Annotated in this window: 20 protein-coding genes and 1 pseudogene; 9 read left to right on the top strand and 12 right to left on the bottom strand. The window is 67.8% G+C overall.

The genetic code is table 11. The features are described from left to right. Positions 1 to 74: 74 nt before the first annotated feature. Positions 75 to 1,061, bottom strand: a complete 987-nt coding sequence (locus tag Amac_RS08540; protein ID WP_155353781.1) for an NAD(P)-dependent alcohol dehydrogenase — start codon at positions 1,059 to 1,061, stop codon at positions 75 to 77. A 155-nt stretch (positions 1,062 to 1,216) separates the two neighbouring features. Here Amac_RS08540 and Amac_RS08535 point away from each other — a divergent pair, with 155 nt between their 5' ends. Beyond that, positions 1,217 to 1,834 (top strand): DUF2306 domain-containing protein, encoded by a 618-nt coding sequence (locus tag Amac_RS08535; protein WP_155353780.1) that lies wholly within the window; start codon positions 1,217 to 1,219, stop codon positions 1,832 to 1,834. Here the strand turns inward: Amac_RS08535 and Amac_RS08530 are convergent. From Amac_RS08530 to Amac_RS08515, 4 genes are all read right to left on the bottom strand, one after another. Next, complete coding sequence (locus Amac_RS08530; protein WP_155353779.1) at positions 1,821 to 2,480, bottom strand: response regulator; 660 nt, start codon at positions 2,478 to 2,480, stop codon at positions 1,821 to 1,823. The two genes, Amac_RS08535 and Amac_RS08530, sit on opposite strands and share 14 nt — an antisense overlap. After that, positions 2,477 to 3,613, bottom strand: coding sequence for a sensor histidine kinase (locus Amac_RS08525; RefSeq protein ID WP_155353778.1), 1,137 nt, complete (start codon positions 3,611 to 3,613; stop codon positions 2,477 to 2,479). Before Amac_RS08525 ends, Amac_RS08530 begins: the two co-directional genes overlap by 4 nt. Positions 3,614 to 3,696: 83 nt before the next feature. Then, positions 3,697 to 4,023: a hypothetical protein gene (locus Amac_RS08520; protein ID WP_155353777.1), complete on the bottom strand. Its 327-nt coding sequence runs from the start codon at positions 4,021 to 4,023 to the stop codon at positions 3,697 to 3,699. Between the two features lie 29 nt (positions 4,024 to 4,052). Continuing rightward, positions 4,053 to 4,229 (bottom strand): hypothetical protein, encoded by a 177-nt coding sequence (locus Amac_RS08515; RefSeq protein WP_155353776.1) that lies wholly within the window; start codon positions 4,227 to 4,229, stop codon positions 4,053 to 4,055. A 552-nt stretch (positions 4,230 to 4,781) separates the two neighbouring features. Here Amac_RS08515 and Amac_RS08510 point away from each other — a divergent pair. After that, entirely contained in the window at positions 4,782 to 5,543 is a 762-nt protein-coding gene (locus Amac_RS08510; RefSeq protein WP_155353775.1) for a hypothetical protein, read from the top strand. 128 nt (positions 5,544 to 5,671) lie between these two features. Here the strand turns inward: Amac_RS08510 and Amac_RS58465 are convergent, their stop codons facing one another. Both Amac_RS58465 and Amac_RS08505 read right to left on the bottom strand, forming a co-directional pair. Beyond that, positions 5,672 to 6,025, bottom strand: coding sequence for a DUF4143 domain-containing protein (locus Amac_RS58465; RefSeq protein WP_507762641.1), 354 nt, complete (start codon positions 6,023 to 6,025; stop codon positions 5,672 to 5,674). Positions 6,026 to 6,043: 18 nt separating this feature from the next. Beyond that, positions 6,044 to 6,883, bottom strand: a pseudogene (locus Amac_RS08505) (ATP-binding protein); the annotation flags it as partial. A 267-nt stretch (positions 6,884 to 7,150) separates the two neighbouring features. Here Amac_RS08505 and Amac_RS08500 point away from each other — a divergent pair. Next, positions 7,151 to 7,546: a VOC family protein gene (locus Amac_RS08500; RefSeq protein ID WP_155353774.1), complete on the top strand. Its 396-nt coding sequence runs from the start codon at positions 7,151 to 7,153 to the stop codon at positions 7,544 to 7,546. Between the two features lie 174 nt (positions 7,547 to 7,720). On the opposite strand, the gene Amac_RS08495 is transcribed toward Amac_RS08500, so the two are convergent. After that, positions 7,721 to 10,279, bottom strand: coding sequence for a discoidin domain-containing protein (locus Amac_RS08495; RefSeq protein ID WP_155353773.1), 2,559 nt, complete (start codon positions 10,277 to 10,279; stop codon positions 7,721 to 7,723). 216 nt (positions 10,280 to 10,495) lie between these two features. Here Amac_RS08495 and Amac_RS08490 point away from each other — a divergent pair, with 216 nt between their 5' ends. Beyond that, the gene (locus Amac_RS08490) at positions 10,496 to 10,870 is read left to right on the top strand and encodes a hypothetical protein (protein ID WP_155353772.1); all 375 of its coding nucleotides are present in this window, start codon (positions 10,496 to 10,498) and stop codon (positions 10,868 to 10,870) included. Here the strand turns inward: Amac_RS08490 and Amac_RS08485 are convergent. Both Amac_RS08485 and Amac_RS08480 read right to left on the bottom strand, forming a co-directional pair. Further along, positions 10,849 to 11,190, bottom strand: a complete 342-nt coding sequence (locus Amac_RS08485) for a DUF742 domain-containing protein (protein WP_155350637.1) — start codon at positions 11,188 to 11,190, stop codon at positions 10,849 to 10,851. The genes Amac_RS08490 and Amac_RS08485 overlap by 22 nt on opposite strands. Then, entirely contained in the window at positions 11,187 to 13,211 is a 2,025-nt protein-coding gene (locus Amac_RS08480) for a sensor histidine kinase (RefSeq protein ID WP_170322385.1), read from the bottom strand. Before Amac_RS08480 ends, Amac_RS08485 begins: the two co-directional genes overlap by 4 nt. Positions 13,212 to 13,351: 140 nt before the next feature. Here Amac_RS08480 and Amac_RS08475 point away from each other — a divergent pair, with 140 nt between their 5' ends. The 3 genes from Amac_RS08475 to Amac_RS08465 all read left to right on the top strand — a co-directional run bounded on the left by Amac_RS08475 (position 13,352) and on the right by Amac_RS08465 (position 15,253). After that, positions 13,352 to 14,194, top strand: a complete 843-nt coding sequence (locus tag Amac_RS08475) for an EamA family transporter (protein ID WP_155353770.1) — start codon at positions 13,352 to 13,354, stop codon at positions 14,192 to 14,194. Then, on the top strand, positions 14,191 to 14,799 hold the full coding sequence (locus Amac_RS08470; RefSeq protein WP_155353769.1) for a GntR family transcriptional regulator: 609 nt from the start codon (positions 14,191 to 14,193) through the stop codon (positions 14,797 to 14,799). The genes Amac_RS08475 and Amac_RS08470 overlap by 4 nt, the downstream gene beginning before the upstream one ends. 88 nt (positions 14,800 to 14,887) lie before the next feature. Then, positions 14,888 to 15,253 (top strand): hypothetical protein, encoded by a 366-nt coding sequence (locus Amac_RS08465; protein ID WP_246268167.1) that lies wholly within the window; start codon positions 14,888 to 14,890, stop codon positions 15,251 to 15,253. A gap of 90 nt (positions 15,254 to 15,343) precedes the next feature. Here the strand turns inward: Amac_RS08465 and Amac_RS08460 are convergent, their stop codons facing one another. Beyond that, positions 15,344 to 16,078 (bottom strand): crotonase/enoyl-CoA hydratase family protein, encoded by a 735-nt coding sequence (locus Amac_RS08460; RefSeq protein ID WP_155353767.1) that lies wholly within the window; start codon positions 16,076 to 16,078, stop codon positions 15,344 to 15,346. A gap of 240 nt (positions 16,079 to 16,318) precedes the next feature. Here Amac_RS08460 and Amac_RS08455 point away from each other — a divergent pair, with 240 nt between their 5' ends. Beyond that, a complete protein-coding gene (locus tag Amac_RS08455; RefSeq protein WP_155353766.1) occupies positions 16,319 to 17,770 on the top strand; it encodes a sugar transferase in 1,452 nt (483 codons plus the stop codon). A gap of 2 nt (positions 17,771 to 17,772) precedes the next feature. Further along, on the top strand, positions 17,773 to 18,840 hold the full coding sequence (locus Amac_RS08450) for a glucose-1-phosphate thymidylyltransferase (protein ID WP_155353765.1): 1,068 nt from the start codon (positions 17,773 to 17,775) through the stop codon (positions 18,838 to 18,840). Between the two features lie 51 nt (positions 18,841 to 18,891). Here Amac_RS08450 and Amac_RS08445 read toward each other — a convergent pair whose 3' ends face one another. Beyond that, on the bottom strand, positions 18,892 to 20,562 hold the full coding sequence (locus tag Amac_RS08445) for a DUF4082 domain-containing protein (RefSeq protein ID WP_155353764.1): 1,671 nt from the start codon (positions 20,560 to 20,562) through the stop codon (positions 18,892 to 18,894). Positions 20,563 to 20,653 lie beyond the last annotated feature (91 nt).

Raw genomic sequence — 20,653 nt, 5'->3', positions numbered from 1 at the left:
TTACCCGGCGCCGTTAGCGCTGGTGGTGGTTCTCGCCGCGCCGGCGCCACGAACAGCAGCGGTGTTCTGGCCCCTCAGACCGTGATGACGACCTTTCCTGGGGCATGCCCCTTTTCCAGATAGCTGATGGCCGCCGGGATCTCCTCGAACGGGTAACGCCGGTCGATGACCGGGGTGATCTTGCCGCTTTCGATGAACTCGGTCAGCGCTATCAGGTTCTGCTTGTTCTCCGTGCATCGGACCACGTCCGCCAGGGCCGCGCGCTGGGAGGTGAACCCCGATAGCGCGACCGCCGAGATCATGCTTCCCATCGGTCGTATCCATCGGCCGGACTGTCCGCCGACGATGACGCGGGCGCCCTTGCGTGTCAGCGCCCGTCGGCACGCCGACATCGACCGGCCTCCCGCGACGTCCAGCAGGAGGTCGTAGCGGCGCCCATTTCGTGTGAAATCCGCGCGGGTGTAGTCGATGACGTCGCTCGCGCCAAGGGAGCGGACCAGGTCCACGTTCCTCGTGCTGCAGACGCCCGTGACCTCCCCGCCCAAGGCTCGGGCGATCTGCACCGCGAACGTTCCCACGCCCCCCGAAGCTCCGTTGATCAGGACCTGCTGACCCGGCTGGAGCCGTCCCACGTCGCGCAGGCCGATCAGGGCGGTGTTGGCCGCCATCGGCACGGCAGCGGCCTGCTCGTACGACAGGTTCTTCGGTTTCGGCGCCAGCTCACTTTCCCGTACGCACACGTAGTCGGCGAAGCCGCCCTGTAAAAGCATCGCGAACACCTCGTCGCCCGGGTGGAACTCCGTCACGTCCTTGCCGACCGCCTCGACGTTTCCGGCGATGTCCACACCCAGGATGCTGAGCTTCGGGGTGCGCAGCCCGAGCCCGTCAGGCATCAGCCGCGCGAGGTACGGCTCGCCGCGCATGTTATGCCAGTCGTACGGATTGACCGAGGTGGCGACGACCCGAACCAGCACCTCGTCGTCGCCGGGCACGGGCTTGTCGATGTCGGTGAGATCCAGAACGTCGGTTGGGCCGTACGAGCGCAGAACGAACGCCTTCATCACATTCTCCTTGTCCGCTGATTTCCCCCGAGCGTAGGAAAATCGCGCGAAAGGCTCATCGGCCGAAAGTACGCCCGATTGATGGATGATCGGCCAGCTCAGCTCCGGCTGTTCTGTCGATGAACCAGCGTCACCTCAGCCGTCACGATCGGGTCATGACCCACCAAAAGCGAGCGGCGACGCTCGCGCCGGTTGCGCTGATCACGCTCAGTTTCGTCCCGGTGGTCGCGGGCGCCATACGCCTCACCGAGCTGACGGGAGGTGCGGCGATCACGCCGGAGAACGCGCGGTTCTTCGAGGCTCCACTGCCCGTGGCACTGCACATCGTCGGCGCCAGCACGTACTGCGTTCTGGGCGCCTTCCAGTTCGTCCCCGGGTTCCGCCGTCGCAGGCCAGGCTGGCACCGCGCCGCCGGACGCCTGCTGATCGTGTGCGGACTCCTCGCCGCGCTCACAGGCCTGTGGATGACCTTGTTCTCGCCCCTCCCCGCCGGCGATGATGGTCTCCTCTCCGGTTTCCGGATCTTGTTCGGTACGGCCATGGCGGCGTGCATCCTCCTCGGCCTGGCCGCGATCCGGCGGCGGGACATCACCCGGCACCGCGCCTGGATGATCCGCGGCTACGCGATCGGCCAGGGCGCGGGCACCCAGGCGCTGATCCACCTTCCCGCGATGCTGCTCATCGGCACGCCTGTCGGGCTCACCCGAACGCTGCTCCTGGGCGCCGCCTGGGTGATCAACCTCGCCGTGGCCGAATGGATCATCCGTTCCTAACCCGGTTGGTCTCGTACGCCCAGATGGCGATCTCGACGCGATTGCGGACGCCGAGCTTGGCCATGAGGCTGGTGATGTGGGTCTTGACCGTGCTGAGCGAGATGTAGAGCTCGTCGGCGATCTCGCTGTTGGTCCGCCCGCGTGCCACCGTGGCGAGAATCTGTTCCTCCCGCTCCGTGAGCTCCTCGATCGGCCGCATCGCCGGTTCGGCCGGCCCGGAGCGGGCGAAAGCCCCTAACAGGCGAGCGGTGATGCTCGGGGCGATGAGCGCGTCGCCGTCGGCCGCGGCGTGTACGGCCTGGGAGAGCAGCGCGGTTCCGGCGTCCTTGAGCAGGAAACCCCGGGCTCCGGCCCGCAGCGCGGCGTAGACGTACTCATCGAGGTCGAACGTGGTGATGACGACGACCGCGAGCGGATCCTCCACGCCCGGCCCGGCGAGCGCGCGGGTGGCCTGGATGCCGTCGATGGCGGGCATGCGAATGTCGAACAGGCACACGTCGGGGCGCAGGCGGCGGGCGAGTTCGACGGCTCGCCGCCCGTCGGCCGCCTCGCCGATGACCTCGATGTCCGGCTGGGCGTTGAGTATCATCACGAGCCCCGTCCTGACGATCTCCTGGTCGTCGGCGACGATCACCCGGATGCTCATGTGGCCGCCCCGGCGCGAGGCAGGACGGCGGTCACGGTCCACCCTCGATCCGGGTTCGGGCCCGCCACGCAGGTGCCGCCGAGCAGGTCAGCGCGTTCCACCATGCCGATGATCCCGTATCCCGGCTGGCGAATCTGGCTGGTCTCGCCGTCGTCGCTCACCCGCAGGCGTACGGACGTCTCGTCGGCGGCGACGCTGACCTCCACGCGCGTGGCGTGGCGCGCGTGCCGCCGGGCGTTGGTGATCGACTCCTGGGCGAGGCGGTAGATCGCGGCCCCGACCGATGGCGGAACGTCGTCGACGTCGCCGAGGATTTCCACCTCGACGGACGGCCCCGAGCGGCCAGGGCTCGCGAACTGCTCGACATCGGCGATGCGTCGCCCCGGCGTCAGGTCCGCCGGTTGGTCGCGGCGGAGCACCCGAACCATGCTGCGCATCTCGGCGAGGGCACGCGACGCCTCCGCCTCGATCACCTGCAGCGCCTCGGTCGCCGCGTTCGGCTGCGCCGCCGCCGTCGCGAGGCCCGCCTGAGCTCGGATCGCCATGGCTGAGACGTGATGCGCGACAGTGTCATGCAGCTCACGCGCCAGCTGCTCACGTTCGAGCAACTTGACCTGATCGAGCTCACGCATCCTCGCCCCGGCCCGATACCGGAACGCCGCTCCCAGGGCGATGCCCAGCAGCAGGACGGTGCTTCCACCGATCACGTCGGCGATGCCGGTGGTGGTGTAGGTGGCGGCCAGCGAGAAGGAGGCCTTGGCGAGAATGACTGCCAGCCCGATCACCGCCTCGCGCCCGGATCCCCACCGGACCAACGCGTACACCAGGAGCAGCAGATACACCATCGTGTTCGTCTCTAAGGAGCCGCTGCCCGCCAACAGGTCGGCCACGCCGGGGACGCCGAAGGCGATCACGACCATCAGCAGCGGTCTGGTCCGGCGCCACAACAGGGTGGGCACCAGCCCGGCGGTGAGGATCACCGAAATGACCGGCCACGGAAGGTCTTTCCGCAGAACCCCTTCGAGCACGGCGATCGGCACCAGCAGGCCCACGAGCGCCCAGTCCCGCCACACCCGCCGCGGCGGATTGGGCGGACGAGGCTCGTCCCACACAGAACGAAGAAGGGGAAGCACCCCATCATGGTACGAAAACTCGCCTCACTCCGGATGGGCCCAAAGTATGAAAACGCCATCCGGGCAGGGCTTGCGGTTGGGATTTATGAGACGACCGTCGACTGCGCTACCGGGCGGGTGGTCGTCAATTCGCGGGGGTCGAGCACTTCGATGTCGACAATCGCGGTTCTTGACGGGTTGAGGTTGAGCCAGATGACGGGTTCGTCGCCGCGTTCCAGTTCGATCAGGTCGTATCCGGCCGAGCCCGGGGGCGCGGTGAGAAGGTTGACGCACGTGGGTGTGCAGGTGCATCTGCCCAGGTACGGCAAGGCGTCGACGGTGGCCGCCAGCGGGTCGGGCGCGAGCAGAGCGACGATGTTGGCGGTGAGGTGCGGATATACATCCCTCAGCCGTAGTTCTGTGCTGGTCATGGCAGGCCCTCCCGGAGGTGATCGTGGGTTTAGCGGAGGTATTCGAGAATCAGGACGGTGAGGGTGGCCACGGCCAGGAACGCGCCGCCCGCGGTGAGGACCGCCGCGGAGGGGGCCATGCCGGACGCGACGCTCACGATGTAGCAGCACAGCGCGAGGATAATGGAGATCAGGCCCGCAATGGTCAAGGACGTCAGTCGTGACACTTTCGCACGCTCACTTCGCTGGATCAGGTTATAGCGATGCCCGGAACCGCGCGAATGTGATGTGACGATGGTCGTCGCATTGTATTCGATGCGAAAGAGAATTATTCTCAGATCGTCGCGGTGAGCAACTGGGCGATCTTTCTACCATCGTGTGACGGTTGAGTCCACGGATCGGCTGAACTTCGGACAACAATCGCTGCCGGCGGACGAGTGTGAACGTCGCCGGACATATCCGGATGGATCCGGACGGCTCCGGATGCTTGCGGATTTTTGACACCGATTGCCCCTATGGCGGTAGCAAACCCAGAATCAGGAATTATCGGTGCAGGGCGTGCTAAGCCCCACTAGCCTGACATATGCACCGGAGTTACCGGTGTGACTCCTGGTGGGCAAGGGCTGAACGCGCCTGATGTCCCTTTTGCTTGCCGCCTGACCGTAGTCCTGAAACGGATCTTGCTCATGAGTGAAGCGAGCGCAAGTCGGTGTCATGTAGATCACTTACTTGAGAGGTCCAGGAGCCTCCATCTCGACGCGGGCCACCCGACCCTGCAGATGGTCGATCAGGTCGCCAACGATCTCATCGAGGAGCAGCAGGGGGCCAGAATCCACATCGCCTGGAAACGCCTCCCCACCTCAACCGTGTCCGAGGTCCTGAGCGGCAAGTTTCGTAAGCTTCCGGACTGGCAGTTCTTTCACACCTTCGTGGCCGTGTGCCATCGTCTCGCGGTCGCGAACGAGCTCGAGGTGCCGCCGGCGAGGGAGTTGATGGCGGAGTTCGGCAGCCTCTGGAAAGCGGCCAAACTCGAAACAGGCGGCTCCCTGGCGTACGTCAGTTCGCCACGCTGGACACCCGGGGACATCCTCGAACCCACCATCCAGGAAGTACGGGTGCAGCGAATTCCGTCCGTCCAGTTTCGGATGCCCCGAGCCTGGGGCAGGAGCGGCGCCGCGATTCTCCGCCGGGCCGGCATGGGCGACGCGAACGCGGCCTACCAGGCAGCCATTCTCCTCGCCTGCGAAGCGTCCATCATGGCCGACGACACCAACGGAAAGAACTGTCTTCTGGACATGGCCGCTTTCTGGCGCGGAAAGGCCACCGGCAAGGTCGAGAAGGCCGCCGCGCTCCGCCTGAAGGGCACCCCACTCCGGCGCGCCGCCGAAGACCTCGCACTCGGCTACAAACAATCAGGAAAGCCGTGCGTCATATTCTTCCGAGCATTCCTCCAGGTCGAAGCAGCATTGCGCGGCAACAAGGTCGAGCCCCGGCCCACCCCCAGCACAACGAACCCCGCCCCCGCCGACTCCGGTACGTAGCCCTCCCTCTTGACCTGGGAACTTGCGTAACCTGCAAGCTACGTTGCAGGTTACGCAATGACCGTGCTGATCATGCTTCCGATGTTGTTGCCTCCCTTCCAAGGAGAAGCGATCAACGACTCACCGGTTCAGGGAGCGACCTCCCATAGGGCAGACATCGGGAGCGCGCGCATCCGGTCGCCGAATGGGAGTTTTTCCTGGCCTGAGTAGAGGACGAAACCGGCGATGAGGCGGTCGCCCACCCTGTCCGCCAGGTGACGGAGGCCTCTGAAGTCGTCTGCTCGGACAGCTTCGGCTGCCTTGACTTCGATGCCGATGATCTCGCCGGATGCCCGTTCGAGGATGGCGTCGACTTCGATATTGTCGCGGGTTCGGTAGTGGTAGAGGTGGACGGGCTCCTCTGCCCAGGTCAGTTGGCGGGCCAGCTCACTCAGGGCGAAGTTCTCCAGAAGTGGGCCGATCGGGGCGGTGATTCCCGCCACGCGGGCTGGTGTGAGACCGGAGAGGTGAGCACCTAGGCCCGTATCGACCGCGAGGAGTTTCGGGGTCGCCACGGCTCGGGTGGTGGTGTTGGCGGACCAGGCCGGGATTCTTCGCACCACGTAGATCAGGTCGAGTAGATCGATGTAGCGCTTCACTGTCGTGCGGGGGAGCCCGAGGTCGTTGCTGAGGTGGTCGATGACCAACAGACCTCCCATGCGGCCGCATAGGACGTTCAGCAAACGCCGCATATCTGATGGCCGCTCAATGTCGGCCACCTGCTTCACATCCCGATTGATCAGATCGGTGATATACGACTCGAAGAATCGGGCTCGCCTCCGGTGTGTCGAGCGGTGGACGGCCTCTGGGTAGCCGCCGGTGAGCGCCCGATCGACGTAGTCGGCCCGGCGAAGCCGGGATTTTGGGACTCGGAGCTCCGGACCCTCATGGAATGCGGCGTCAATGAAACCATCGGGACAACGCTCGATCTCCCCTTGGGAGAGCGGCCAGAGTTCGATGGTCTCCGTGCGACCTGGGAGGGCGTCGGGGAGGTCGCGAAGGCCCAGAAGACGCGCCGAACCTGTCAGCAGGAAACGACCCGGTCGGGGATCGGCGTCGACTTCTCGCTTGATGGAGAGCAGGAGATCGGGCACGCGCTGGATCTCATCGATGAGGGTGAGCCCGTCGTGGTAGACGATCCCGTCCGGATCCCGGCGGGCGGCCGCGCGAACCGCCGCTTGGTCCAAGTAGATCTCACGAGAACCAGGTGACCGCTGAACGATGGCCTTCGCGAGCGTGCTCTTGCCTACCTGTCGTGCGCCATTGATGACGACGACGCGGGTGTCGGCGAGGGCTTCCATCGCCATGGCCTCCGCGCGGCGGGGAAAGACGGTCAACTCATCGATGTCCACCGCCTAAATATAGGCCGATCTAGCGCTACCGTGGTGGATCTGCCGCTAGATCAGTGGTGGTCTCGCCGTAGCATTGGTGGTGGATCTGCCGTCATGATCGTGGTGGATCTGCCGCAACATCAGTGGTGGGTCTGCCGCTGTTGCGGTGGTGGATCTGCCGGTGGTTTGGGAGGTTGGCGCACGAAGGGGCGGAGGGCCTCTGTCTACTATCCCGGTATGGGTGTGCGTGAGCTTCGGCTGGTTGTGACCGCGGACGACTACGAGAGGGCGTTGCGGTTTTATCGGGATGTGTTGGGGTTGCCTGAGTTGGCTGACTTCTCGTCGGAGGATGGGCGGGTTCGGTTGCTGGACGCGGGGCGGGCGACGTTGGAGTTGGTCGACGCGCGGCAGGCGGAGTTCATCGATCGGGTTGAGGTGGGGCGGCGGGTCGCTGGGCATATTCGGGTGGCTTTTGAGGTGGGGGATGCCGCGCGGGTGACAGCGGAGTTGGCCGAGGCGGGGGCGCAGGTGATCGCGGCGCCGACGCGGACGCCGTGGGGTTCGCTGAACGCGCGGCTTGAAGGGGAAGCGGGACTGCAGTTGACGCTCTTCGAGGAGCTGGGAGAGGGATGACGATGGTTACCGTGGGAGTCCCACCCGCCCACCCTTTGTTTGATTCCGGGCTCCGCCCGGCCCCGTTGTCGCCGTGATGACCCGCACGAAATCGCAACCGTGTGGCCGTAGGAACCGGCCGGGCTCTGCGCCCCTGAGGGCTGGGAGGCGGCCGGTTCCTGGGTTAGGGATGGGTTACGGGTAGGAGACGACCTTGGAAGGGATGGTGGCGGTGCCGAAGGCGGGGGCGCCGGTGTCGTTGATTACGTGGTTGATTCGGCCGTTGCCGCCTAGGGAGACGGAGAGGAGGCTGTGGAATTTGACGCCGGGTTTGATGGGGGTTTCGAAGACGCGGTCGACCTCGATGGTGGGGTCGACGTTGAAGTAGCAGTAGCTGCCCATGCCCCAGCCCTCGTGGACGTTCACGTTCGGGCCGACCTTGTAGGCGGCCCAGCCCTTGACGGTGCCGTTCATGTAGGCGGCCTGGTTGGGCGGGTCGTAGGCCTTCTCGTTCTGGAAGAAGATGGTGCGGCCACGCTCGCCGTACCACTCGACGTCGTACTTGCGGAAGTGTTCGACGAACAGGCCGGTCGCGAGGACGTCGTCGCCGTTCACGATCATGCCGGTTTCGGCGGTGTTGACGGTCCAGCCGATGCCCTCGCCGTGGTCGCCGCGCCAGAGCCAGGTGTGGTCGATGATGACGTCATCGCTGTTGATCACCAGGCTGGTGGTGGCGTTGCCGGCGAAGGCGCCGCCGATGCGGACGAAGACGTCCTGCAGGGTGGTGGGGTTGGCGGCGTGGTCGGCGCTGGAGCTGGCCGGGCCGACCTCGATCAGCACGTCGGACTTCTGCGGGCCCGCGTCGATGAGGAAGCCGGCCAGCTTGACGCCGTCCACGTCGGCGACCTTGATCGCGGTGGCCGCGTTGTCAGGGATGATCGTGGCCAGGCCGAGGCCGAGCACGATGGTGTTCGCCCGGTTGATGTTGATGGGGGCGTTGACGTGGTAGATGCCGGGGGTGAGGAGCAGGTTGAGACCCTGGGCGAGCGCCGCGTTGATGGTGGCCGCGGTGTCGGTCGGGTTGGCGACGTAGAAGTCGGTCAGCGGGAGCGAGGTGCCGGCGGTGGGGCCGTTGGCCCAGCTGTGGCCGCGCGCGTTGGTGCGCAGGGCGGGGACGAAGACGCGGTAGTTGCCGCCGCCGTCCACGTAGAGGTACGGCTTCTCCCGGCTGATCGGGGTGTTCTGCAGCGTGGTGTACACCGGCTCGGGGAAGGAGTTGGCGGGCGCGCCGGCGACGCCGGAGAAGACCATGTTCCAGACGCCGTTGACCCAGCTGCCGATGGTGCTGTCCCGGGTGTACCACTGCTGCTGGGAGTACGGGCCGACCGAGCCGTCGATCTTGCTGTCCGCGATGTAGCCGCCGCTGGCCCAGCCGTACCCGGTGGGCGCCAGGTTGAGGTTGCCGCGGATGTGCATGCGGCGGAACGGCGCGGCCTGGGAGACGGCCCAGCGGTTCTCGCCGCCGGTGGGTTGCACTGCCAGGTTCTCGGTGGAGCGCCAGAAGTTCTGGGTGGCGTTGCCGCCGAACCAGCCCGCGTCCACGGTCACGCCGCCGTTGATGACGACGTCGCCGGGGTTCTGGCCGAGGCCCACGATCGAGGTGTAGAAGCCGACCCGGGCGTTGACGTTGTAGGTGCCGGGCTTGAACAGGAAGGCGTGCCGTCCGGTGCCGAACTGGGCGGATTCCTGCTGGGTGAAGACGGTGTCGAGGGCGCTCTGGATGGTGGCGCTGGACATCGACGGGTCGATGACGTGCACGTTCGGCCCGAGCGAACCGCCGCCGGGGATCGGGTCTGTGGGCGTGGTGGTGGTGCGCACCGCGAACTCCCAGAGCGAGTAGCCGTAGCCGGTGGCGCGGGTGGTGCCGAGCATCCGGACGTAGCGGCCTGAGCCGCTGACGGCGTGGGACTGCACGCCGCCGGTCGCCCCGGTGACCGACTTCAGGTCGGTCCAGGGGTCGGCGCCGTTGGCGGAGACCTGGAGCTTGAAGGCGCTCGCGTACGCGGCTTCCCAGCGCAGGTCGATGGCGCAGATGGTCTGGGTGGAGCCGAGGTCCACCTGGATCCACTGCGGGTCGCTGGCCGCGCTGGACCACCGGGTGCCGTTGTTGCCGTCGAACGCGGCCGATGCGGGGAAGCCCGCGTTCTGGACGGAGGAGGCGCTGCTGGGCTTGTTCAGCGCGGCGTTGGCGGCCGGGCAGGGGTCGGTGGTGCCGCCGGGCTCGCCGTACACCTGGAATTCCCAGAGGGAGTAGCCCCAGCCGGTGGCGCGGGTGATGCCGAGCATGCGGACATAGCGGGCGCTGCCGGTGATGTCCCAGGTGTCGATCCCGCCGTCACCTCCGGTGACGGATCGCAGGTCGGTCCACGTGGTTCCGTTCTGGGAGCCCTGCACCTTGTACGCGGTCGCGTACGCGGCCTCCCAGTTCAGGATGACCCGGGTCAGCGGGATCGAGGACCCCAGGTCGACCTGGAGCCACTGGTCGGCGGTGGCCAGGCTGGACCAGCGGGTGCCGGTGTTGCCGTCGACGGCGTTGCCGGCGGCCATGCCGGCGTTCTCGACGGAGGAGGCGGTGGCGGGCTTGCCCTGCGACACCAGGGTGTCGGCGAAGGCAGGCGTGGCGGGAAGGGTGATCAGTGCCGCCACCACCGCGGATGCGGTGAATAAGGCGGCAGTTCGGGACAGACCTCTCATGCGTGTCTCCACAGCGGAAGCGGGGGGTGAAGGTCCAACAGACGCGACTTACGACATGCCGTAAATCAACACCTTATTTCGATCCTTGATTTAACTTGCGCGGCACATTGTCGTCAAGAGTCGGACTCAAATGCTCAGGTGAGCGGCCGGAGGCGCGGTCTAAACAACAGTTACGCTGTGTGGTGTTCTCTCCCTGACTGAGAAATGGCCCCCCCGATGACCGAGCTGCTGCCCGCGCTGATGGCCGCCGCCGAGCGTTTCAGCATCGCTGGGCGGGAGCTTTACCTCGACTTCCTGCCGAACCTGCGCGCCTGGCACTCCATCACCGACCTGGTCGGCGCGGTACGGCTCGGCATGTGGTTCACCCTCCCCGACGGCCGGGAGATGTCCTTCGAGGTGTCCCTCCGCCCGCACGACGACGGCGCGTGGACGATCGGCGGCGCGATCACCCTCGAAGACCAGGAATTACTCCGCCTGGAGGAGATCGAGACCGGCACGCCCGTCGCCGTCCTCAACCGGTACGCCGAGGACCTGATCATGCCCGCCCGCTGGCACCTCGACCAGGCGATTCAGAGCGCGTGCAACCCCTGAATGACCTCCCGCAGGATGCGCTCCTCCGGCAGCTGCGCGACGGTCGCGGGCGGCCGGGCCGCGATCAGGCGGAGCTCGCGGAGATCCCCCAGCAGCACGCGCACCACGTTCAGCGAAAGCCCGACATCGGAGGCGATGTCCGCCACCGAGGCCGGGGACTGGCAGGCCCGCAGGATCCGTAGCTGCTCGGGCGGCAGACCGGTCACGTTCGAGGCCGGTAGCGCCCTGACGATCGTCACCAGGTCGAAGTCGGGCCCGGTCGGGCGGGTTCGTCCCCGGGTGAGCGTGTAAGGCCGAAGCAGGGGGCGTTCGTCGGTCACGAGTTCTCTCCGCGCAGCTGGGGCGCCAGGCTTGTCTGCCGTACGCGCCGGGGCAGGCCGTCTCCCTCGGAGGGCACGGGGGTGAGCGCGGGCTGCTGCGGGATGAGCCGCTCGACCGTGTACTCCTCCGGCTCGCCCTCCACCACGATGTCCGGCGGGAGCAGCACGATCGCGGTGGTCCCGCCGTACGGGGAGGCGCGCAGCGAGACGCGGACGCCGTGCCGCTGGGCGAGGCGGCCGACCACGAACAGGCCGAGCCGGTCGCTGTCGGCCAGGTCGAACTCGGGCGGCTCCGCCAGCCGCTCGTTGAGGTGGGCCAGCTCCTCGGCGCCGATGCCGAGACCGCGGTCCTCCACCTCCAGCACGAACCCGCGCGCCACCAGCTCGCCCCGGACGAAGACCTGGGTGTTGGGCGGGGAGAAGATGCACGCGTTCTCCACCAGCTCGGCCACCAGGTGGATGACGTCGGTGACGGCGGGCCCGGCCAGCGCGGTCTCGGGCGGCACGGCGATCAGGACCCGCAGGTAGTCCTCGACCTCCTCGACGGCGGCGCGGGTCACGTCGTAGAGCGAGACGGGGTCGCGCCAGCCGCGCCCGGGCGCCGCGCCGGACATGATGATCAGGCCTTCCGCGTGCCGCCGCATGCGGGTGGTGAGGTGGTCGATGCCGAACAGCTGCTCCAGCACGGCCGGGTCGGCGACCTGCCGCTCCAGCGTGTCGAGCAGGTCCAGCTGGCGGTGCAGCAGCGACTGGCTGCGCCGGGCCAGGTTGAGGAAGACCATGCCGACGCCCTTGCGCAGCCGGGCCTGCCCGACGGCGGCCTCGACGGCGGTGCGCTGCACGGAGGCGAACGCCGTGCTGACGTCGTCCACCTCGGTGGTGTCGCGGGCCACGGCCAGCGGCGGCGTCTCGGCGGCCACGTCGACCTCCTCGCCGTTGCGCAGCCGCCGTACCACGTCGGGCAGCCGCCGGTCGGCCAGGTCGAGCGCGGCGTGCCGCAGCCCGGCCAGCTCGGTGGCGAGCTTGCGGGCGAACCGGAAGGAGAAGAACACGGTCACCACGACGGCGACCAGGCCGAGCACGCCGAGCAGCGCGGCCCGCCAGAGCACGCTCTCGGCCAGCGGTGCCGCCCGTTCGGTGATCTTCCTGGCGATCTCGCCGCCCAGCTTGTCCAGCGTGATGGAGACGGCCTCGGCGGTGGCCTGCCAGCGGGCGGCCTCGATCGGCAGCACCTTGCCCGGCCGGACGACCTCGGTGACGCCCTTCTCCAGGGTGAGATAGTCGGCGTAGATGGGGGAGGCGTTCAACGCGTCGTACGGCTGGCGCAGCTCGTCGTCGAGTTGGCTCGTTCCCAGCTGGTACAACAGTCGCCGCTGCCCCACCATCTCGGCGAAGGCGGCGCGCTCGTCCTCGGTCATCTTCCCGGCGCCGAGGGTGCCCGCCAGCAGCGCGGACTGCTGGCTGACGATCTCCCGCCCGCGCCCGACCAGGATGATCGCCTTGGTCTGGGCGACCAGGTCGATGTCGGGGGAGATCATCAGCCGGTCGTAGACCTGGAAGCCGACCTCGGCGATGGAGCTGTACTCCTCCAGCGCGTCCAGCCGGGAGATGTCCCGGTTCTCGACCTGCTCGCGCACCGTGTCCAGGCGGCTGAGCTGGTTCAGCAACTCCTGGACCCGCTCCCACATGGCCGGCGGGGTCGAGCTCTCCGCCTCGGTGGCGTGCGCGGCCAGCGCCGCGGCGGCGGCGTCCGTGGTCTCCTGCTGGGTGTCCAGGTCGGCGTGGTAGGTGCTCGTGCGGCCCAGGTAGGACAGCGACCGGAGGCGTTCGTTCTGCAGCTCGGTCAGCACGACCCTGGCGGGTGCCACCACATGCTCGTAAACCGTGCCGATGCGGATGTACTCCATGCCCGTCTGCACGCTGATCGCGGCGGCGAATCCCCAGATGACGGTCAATGCGACGACCGGAAGCAGCAGGATGGCGAAGATCTTGACGCGGACGGAACGTTTGCGGCCAGCCATAGGGGACCCCGTACACATGCGTTAATAGTGGCGAAACACTAGCAATGTGTGAGCTGGGCCACTAGGTGACTTTCTTAACGATACGACTCCTAATGCGCATAGGAGGTGCATCCAGTGTCTGATTGTAAGACAATCAGTTCATGCGTATCGTTGCCGCCGCCGTTCTCTGGGGAACCGCGGGAACCGCCGGGGCCTTCGCGAGCGCCGGATCGGTCTCCCTGGCCGCCGCCCGGCTGGTGATCGGCGGCTCCATCCTGGCCCTGCTGTTCCTCCGCTCCCGGGCCTTCGGCCGCGACCTGCTGCTCGGCGCGGTCTGCGTCGCCGCCTACCAGCTGTGCTACTTCGCCGCCGTCGCCAGGACCGGCGTGGCCATCGGCACCGTGGTGGCGATCGGCAGCGGCCCGGTCTTCACCGGCCTGCTCTCCTGGGCGCTCGACCGCACGACCCCCTCGGCCCGCTGGCTCGGCGGCACGCTCGCAGCCGTCGCCGGCTGCGCGGTGCTGGTCCTGGGCGGCGGCAGCGAGGGCGGCGCCGATCCCGGCGGCATCGGGCTCGCCCTGCTCGGCGGCCTGCTCTACGCCTCCTACGCGGTGACCGCGGCCCGCGCGATCGACCGCGGCACCCCCTCTGACACGGTGATGGGCACGATGTTCGGCGGCGCGGCCGTCCTGATGCTCCCTGTGCTCCTGCTCTCCGGCCCTGGCTTCCTGACCACGCCGTCCGGCCTCCTCACCGCCCTCTACCTGGGCGCCGCCACCACCGCTCTCGCCTACGTCCTGTACGGCCGGGGCCTGCGCACCACCCCCGTCGCCACCGCCGCCACCCTCGCCCTGGCCGAACCAGCGGTCGCCGCCCTGCTTGGCGTAGCCGTGCTCGACGAACGCCTGACCCCCCTTTCCTGGGCCGGCCTAGCCCTGCTGGCCACCAGCCTGATCGTCGTAGCTCTACCAGAACGTCGAGTCCCTCTAGGCTCGGCAGCGTGAAGCTGCGCCCCGTCTCCACCGTCGAGGCCCTCGCCGACGCCCTGCGCACGAGGGTCCTGTCCGGCGACCTGGCCCCCGGCACCTCCCTCCCCGAGCAGGAGATCTCCGACACCTACGGCGTGGCCAGGCCCACCGTCCGGGAGGCCCTGGCCGCGCTCGTGCACGAGGGCCTGCTCCGCCGCGAGCGCAACCGCAGCGCGTACGTGCCGGAGATCACCACTTCCGACCTGGCCGACCTCATGTACGTCCGCGGCCCGCTCGAAGAACTCATGGCCGAAGCTCTGTACGGCCACCGCATCCCTGAGGCGGAAGCCGCGCTGACCCGGATGGAGGCACTCCCGCCGGACGAACCCTGGGCCGAGGTGGTCGCCGAGCACATGGCCTTCCACCAGGCGCTGATCGTCGCCGTCGGCAGCCCGCGCCTGGAACGCCTCTACGCCGCCCTCGCCGCCGAGACCCGCCTCGGCCTGGTACGGCTCCGCGCGGTCTACCGCGAACGCGCCGAACTGATCGCGGAACACCGTGACCTGCTGGCCGCGATCGAGCGCGGCCCGGCCGAGGCGGCCCGGCGCGCCGTCCGGGAACACCTGGAATGGCGCAGTTGAGGCCGTCTCTTGCCGGGAACACCCGGGAGTCGTCAGAATCGCGGCCATGCACGGCAATTCAGTGCCAGAGCCGGGCACGGATTCGCGCGTGCCGGATTCATACGTGTATGTCACCGAAGAGGGTGTGACGCGTCATTATTCCGACGGCAGCGTGGAAGCGCTCGCCTGGGAGGACGTGGTCGAGGTCCGCGTCGGCGGGGCCGACCACAAGGACGCCTACGCCAAGGACAACGACGACGCGGATGTCCTCATCGTCCTCCTCGATCGGGAGGGCGAGGGTTGCGTCGTGCCCAGATCCGCGACGGACGCCACATTTCTGGCGCGCCTGCGCTACTTGCCGGACTTCGATCTGGATCGGCTGAGCTCCGCCGTGGAGACGGCACATTCCGGATATGTCGTCGTATGGCGGAGCCCGGAGCCGCCGTCGCCGCTGCCGGATCTGGAATACGACTAATGCGGTGACCACGACCTTGGCCGGGTCACCATGGCTCATCGGCCTCCGCGATTGGCAGCTTCCACCCGGCGAACATTTCTGGACATCGCGCTAGGTTCCGTGCCGTCCTGCTCCCGAGCGGAACCTTTCCACGCCGTCCAGCCCGGCCTGGAGTGAGGCCAGGCCGTAGCGGAACTCGGTGGCCATCGACTCCGCCTCCAGCGCGGAGAGGCGATCGTTGCGCAGGCACGCCTGGGGGAACGCGGCCAGTTGGGCCGCCAGGGCCTCGGCGTGCTGGCGGGTGGTGCCGCTGGGGACCACCCGGGACGCCAGGCCGATGTCCAGGGCTTCGCGCGCGGAGACCGCCCGGCCGGTGAGGATCAGGTCGAGGGCGCGGCCGGTGCCGATCAGCTGCGGGAGCCGTACCGTGCCGCCGTCGATGAGGGGCACGCCCCAGCGGCGGGAGAAGACCCCGAAGGTGGCATCGGCGGCGACCACCCGGAGGTCGCACCAGAGCGCGAGTTCGAGGCCGCCGGCCACCGCGTGGCCCTCGACGGCCGCGATGACCGGTTTGGAGAGGCGCATCCGGGTCGGGCCCATCGGGCCGTCGCCGTCCTCGGTGACTTGGTTGCCGCGCTCGGTGCCGATCGCGTGCAGGTCGGCTCCGGCGCAGAAAGTGCCCCCCGCTCCCCACAAAATCGCGACCGAGGAGGCGTCATCGGCGTCGAATGCCCGAAAAGCCGCCGCGAGTCCGGCTGCTGTTGGGCCATCGACCGCATTCCGTACATCTGGCCGGTCCAGAATCACGGTCGTCAAAGATCCTTGCCGTTCCACGCGTACCGTCATGCTCCCCGAACCTAGTTCGGGGACAAGTTCTCTGTACATCTTTGGATCGTTCCGTCAAGCGACTGGGTACCCCGGTTTCGGCCGATTGTGGACAGATGTGATCGTTCCCTTGTAGGGTCTCGATCTTTAGCATTTACCTCGGGTACCCCCCTCTCCTGGTGCATCAGAGAAATAGGTCAACCAATCGGACGGGGTGCGCGTCTTGTTCATTGCGAACAACGAGGCAGCAGGTGGAGTGTCATGAGGGTGGGGCTTCAGACGTCCGCTAAGGGCGTTCCTGAGCAGAAGGTCCGGACGGCGACCAGCATCTGGACTCGAACGTATGCGCGCGTCCTGCTGGCCGGAGACCTGGCCTGCGCGATGATCGCGTGCGAGACCGTTATCGGCGTGCGCCTGTGGCTCGGTGCGTGGATTCCGAAATACGAGGCGTTCCTGGGCTTATCCCTGGCCCTGGCATGGCCGATCGCCATGGCGATCGCCGGGGCCTACCGAAAACGGGTGCACGGAGAGGGCACCGACGAGTTTCGGGCCGTCTTCACGGGGGGCATGGGGCTCACGGCTTCGGTCGCCATCGGCGCCTACGCCACGCAGACCACCATCGCGCGCAGCTTCGTGATGGCGATGTTCCCGCTGGCCCTCTTCCTGACCTTGTATTTCAGGTATCGCATGCGTAAGCACCTGCACCGTCGTCGGAGCGACGGCCACTATGTCCGCAATGTCGTCGCGGTGGGCCATCGCGAGGCCGTGCTCGACCTGGTGATGCAGTTCCGCCGCCAGCCGCACCACGGCATGCGCATCGTGGCGGCCTGCCTGCCCAACGGGAGCAGTCTCGACGTGGACGGCGTGCCCGTGCTGGGCGACTTCACCAACGTGGACGAGGTCGTGCTGAAGACCGACGCCGACTCGGTGGCCATCCTGGCCTGCCCGGAGCTGGACGGCTCCGCGCTGCGGCGGATGGCGTGGAGCCTGGAGGCGGCCAAGACCGACCTGTTCGTGGCCCCCGCGCTGATGGACGTGGCCGGTCCCCGGATCAGCATCCGCCCGGTCGCCGGAATGCCGCTGCTGCACGTCGAACACCCCGAGTTCGAGGGCACCAAGCACATCATGAAGAACCTGTTCGACAAGGTTCTCGCCTCCGCCGTGCTGCTGGTGGCCGCCATCCCGATGCTGGCCATCGCCGCGGTGATCCGCAGCACCAGCCCGGGCCCCGCGCTGTTCCGCCAGGCCAGGATCGGGCGCGGCGGCAAGGAGTTCCGGGTGCTCAAGTTCCGCACCATGGTGCAGGACGCCGAACGCCTCAAGCAGCAGCTGCACGAGGACAACGAGTTCGACGGCGTGCTGTTCAAGATGCGGAACGATCCACGTGTGACCAGGGTGGGAGCGGTGCTCCGGCGGTTCTCGCTGGATGAGTTCCCGCAGCTGCTGAACGTGTTGCGGGGCGAGATGTCGCTGGTCGGGCCGCGCCCGCCGCTCCCCGAGGAAGTCGCCCAGTACGGCGAGGACGTGCGCCGCCGCCTGGTCGTCAAACCCGGCATGACCGGCCTCTGGCAGGTCTCCGGACGCTCCGACCTGACCTGGGAGGAGTCGGTCCGCCTGGACCTGCGGTATGTGGAGAACTGGTCGCTCATCCTGGACCTGCAGATCCTGTGGAAGACGTGGTCGGTCATGAAGAACGGAAACGGAGCCTACTAGCCGTGAAAGCCCTCGTGCTCGCCGGAGGATCTGGCACCAGGCTCCGGCCGATCACCCACACCTCCGCCAAGCAGCTGGTCCCGGTCGCCAACAAGCCGGTCCTGTTCTACGGCCTGGAGGCCATCGCGGCGGCCGGGGTCCGGGAGATCGGCATCGTGGTCGGCTCCACCCACGCCGAGATCGAGGCGGCCGTCGGCGACGGCTCCCGATTCGGCGTCGAGGTCACCTACCTGCGCCAGGAGGCCCCGCTGGGGCTCGCGCACGCGGTGCTGATCGCGCGCGAGTTCCTCGGCGAGGACGACTTCGTCATGTATCTCGGCGACAACTTCATCGTCGGCGGCATCAACGGCGTCATCGAGCGGTTCGTCCGGGATCGCCCGGCCGCCCAGATCATGCTCACCCAGGTGGCCAATCCCAGCCAGTTCGGCGTGGCCGAGCTGGACGGCGACGGCCGGGTGGTCGCGCTTGAGGAGAAGCCGCGCCGGCCCAAGAGCGACCTGGCCCTGGTCGGGGTGTATCTGTTCACCTCCGCCGTGCACGAGGCGGTCGGCGAGCTCAAGCCGTCCTGGCGGCACGAGCTGGAGATCACCGACGCCATCCAGTGGCTGATCGATCACGACCACCGGGTGGAGTCCTCCGTCATCTCCGGCTACTGGAAGGACACCGGTAATGTCGCGGACATGCTGGAGGTCAATCGGCTGGTGCTGGAGTCGGTGGAGACCAGGATCGAGGGATCGGTGGACGCGGCCAGCGAACTGATCGGCCGGGTGGTGGTGGAGCCGGGCGCGGTGATCGAGCGCTCCCGCATCGTCGGCCCGGCCATCGTCGGCGGGGGTGCCAGCATCCGGGACAGCTACGTCGGCCCGTTCACCTCGATCGCGGCCGACTGCGTCGTGGCGGGCAGCGAGATCGAGTACTCGATCGTCCTGCCCCGGGCCTCCATCACCGGGGTGCGCCGGATCGAGTCCTCGCTGATCGGCCACGACGTGGTGGTCACCCCCGCGCCCAGCATGCCCCGGGCGCACCGGCTGGTCCTCGGCGACCACAGCCAGGTTCAGATCAGCTCGTGACATGAAAGAAGGGCCCCGGATGCGTCCGGGGCCCTTCTTTCATGTCCGGGGTCAGCCGCCGCAGTCCAGCTGGCTGACGGTGGAGGTCACGTTGTAGTCGTTGTCGATGGTCACCAGCTTGTTCCCCGACCAGGCCGTGTTACGGCAATCCACGTTGAGCGGGCCGTAGTTCCAGCTGTTGTTCACGATCGCGTTGTTCCTGGCGATCGCGCCGGGGGCGGTTCTGATCTGCAGCGTGTAGGTGCCGCCGATCAGGAGGTTGTCGGTGACGACGACGCCTTCGGTGGCGTCGACGAGGAAGACGGGGGCGGTGTGGGAGGGTGCTTTGCGTTGGTCGACGGTGTTGTGGTGGAAGGTGAGGTTTTTGCTGGCGCCGACGGTTTGGATGCCGTCGGAGTGGTCGCCGGGGTTGGAGCAGAGCAGGACGTAGGAGTCGGTGATGGTGACGTTGTCGCCGGAGACGCTGAAGCCGTCGCCGTGGCCGCGGATGTGGACGCGGGTGGCGGTGAAGTTGGCGTCCAGGATGCCGGGGGCGGTGTCGCAGCGGTTCGGTGCGCCGACGGTGGAGTCCGTGACCGTGAACGAGTAGCGCTTGTCCGCGTACACGCCCATGATCTGGCCGTCGATCTGGCTGTTGCGCACGGTCACGTCGTTCGCCGTGATCAGCAGCGTGCCGGGGATGTGCACCCCGTCGAGCACCGTGCCCGGTTGGGTCACCCGGTAGGAGTCACCGTCGAAGTTCAGCGCCAGCTTCTTCAGCTGGATGCCCGGGGGCACACCGGTGCAGGCCGGGGTGGGGAAGTCGGCGCAGGTCCGGCTGCCCGGGTCCGGGGGCAGCGGGCTCGCCGTGAAGGTCGGCGTCACCTTGGGGGTGGGTGTCACCTTGGGTGTGGGCGTCGGTGTCGGTGTCAGGGTCGGTGTCGGCGACGGGGTGGGAGTGACGGTCACGATAGGCGTCGGTGTGGGCGAGGGGCTCGGCGTCGGCGTGACGACGGCCGGCTCGGCCGGGGTCGGGGTTACCACGGGAGCGGTGGTTTCGACCGGATTCGGCCGCCAGTCCATCCAGCGGAAGATCGGGTCGACGTAGTAGTGGTAGTTCTTCGGGTTCGACTCGCGGGGAAATCCGCTCTTGCCGTACCGGTAGACGCCGGTTCGTCTGGCGGGGGTGGCCATCGGGCCGGCCGCCAGGCCGGTGACGCCGGGCTTGCCGACGTAGGTGCCGTGTGTGCTGTGGTAAGAGATCGTGTACGTGGACCCCGCGCGCACCTGGACCGGCGCGCCGAACCGGGCCTCCTGCCAGCCGGCGGCCGTCTCGGCGGTGAACCGGACGCTGGCCAGCTTGACGCCCTTCGAATTCCAGAGGTTGCCGGTGTGCTTGCCCTTCTCGCCCTTGGCCTTGTAGAAGCGCACGCCGGTCACCCAGCCGTCCCGATCCACGGTGAACCGGGTGCCCAGTTCCAGCGGGGTCTTGTCCTTGTGCCGGGGCGGTTTGATCGCGGCGGTCGGCGTCCAGAAGCTGACTTCATTGACCTCAGGCGCGGCCGCTGGGGTGGCGGCGGTCAGCTTGGCGGTCTGCCCGGCCGGTCCTCCGTCGTTGCCTGAGGTGAGGAATGTCACCGAGACGGCGACGGCCACCAGCGTGCCGGACAACGCGTACGCGACGCGGGACCGTGATAACGAGCGCCGCAGGGAGCCGCGACGGTGCGAGTGTGAATGGGCCATTTATCTGACCTCCGCGCTTTGGGCGCTCGGCTCGTCCATACTTGTGTGCGTACCGGGGGACCATTGTGGCGGGTGAGGTAACGGACTCGCA

It is taken from the genome of Acrocarpospora macrocephala (genome assembly GCF_009687865.1).
Lineage (GTDB): Bacteria > Actinomycetota > Actinomycetes > Streptosporangiales > Streptosporangiaceae > Acrocarpospora > Acrocarpospora macrocephala.
This window is presented reverse-complemented; position numbering and strand designations above follow the sequence as displayed.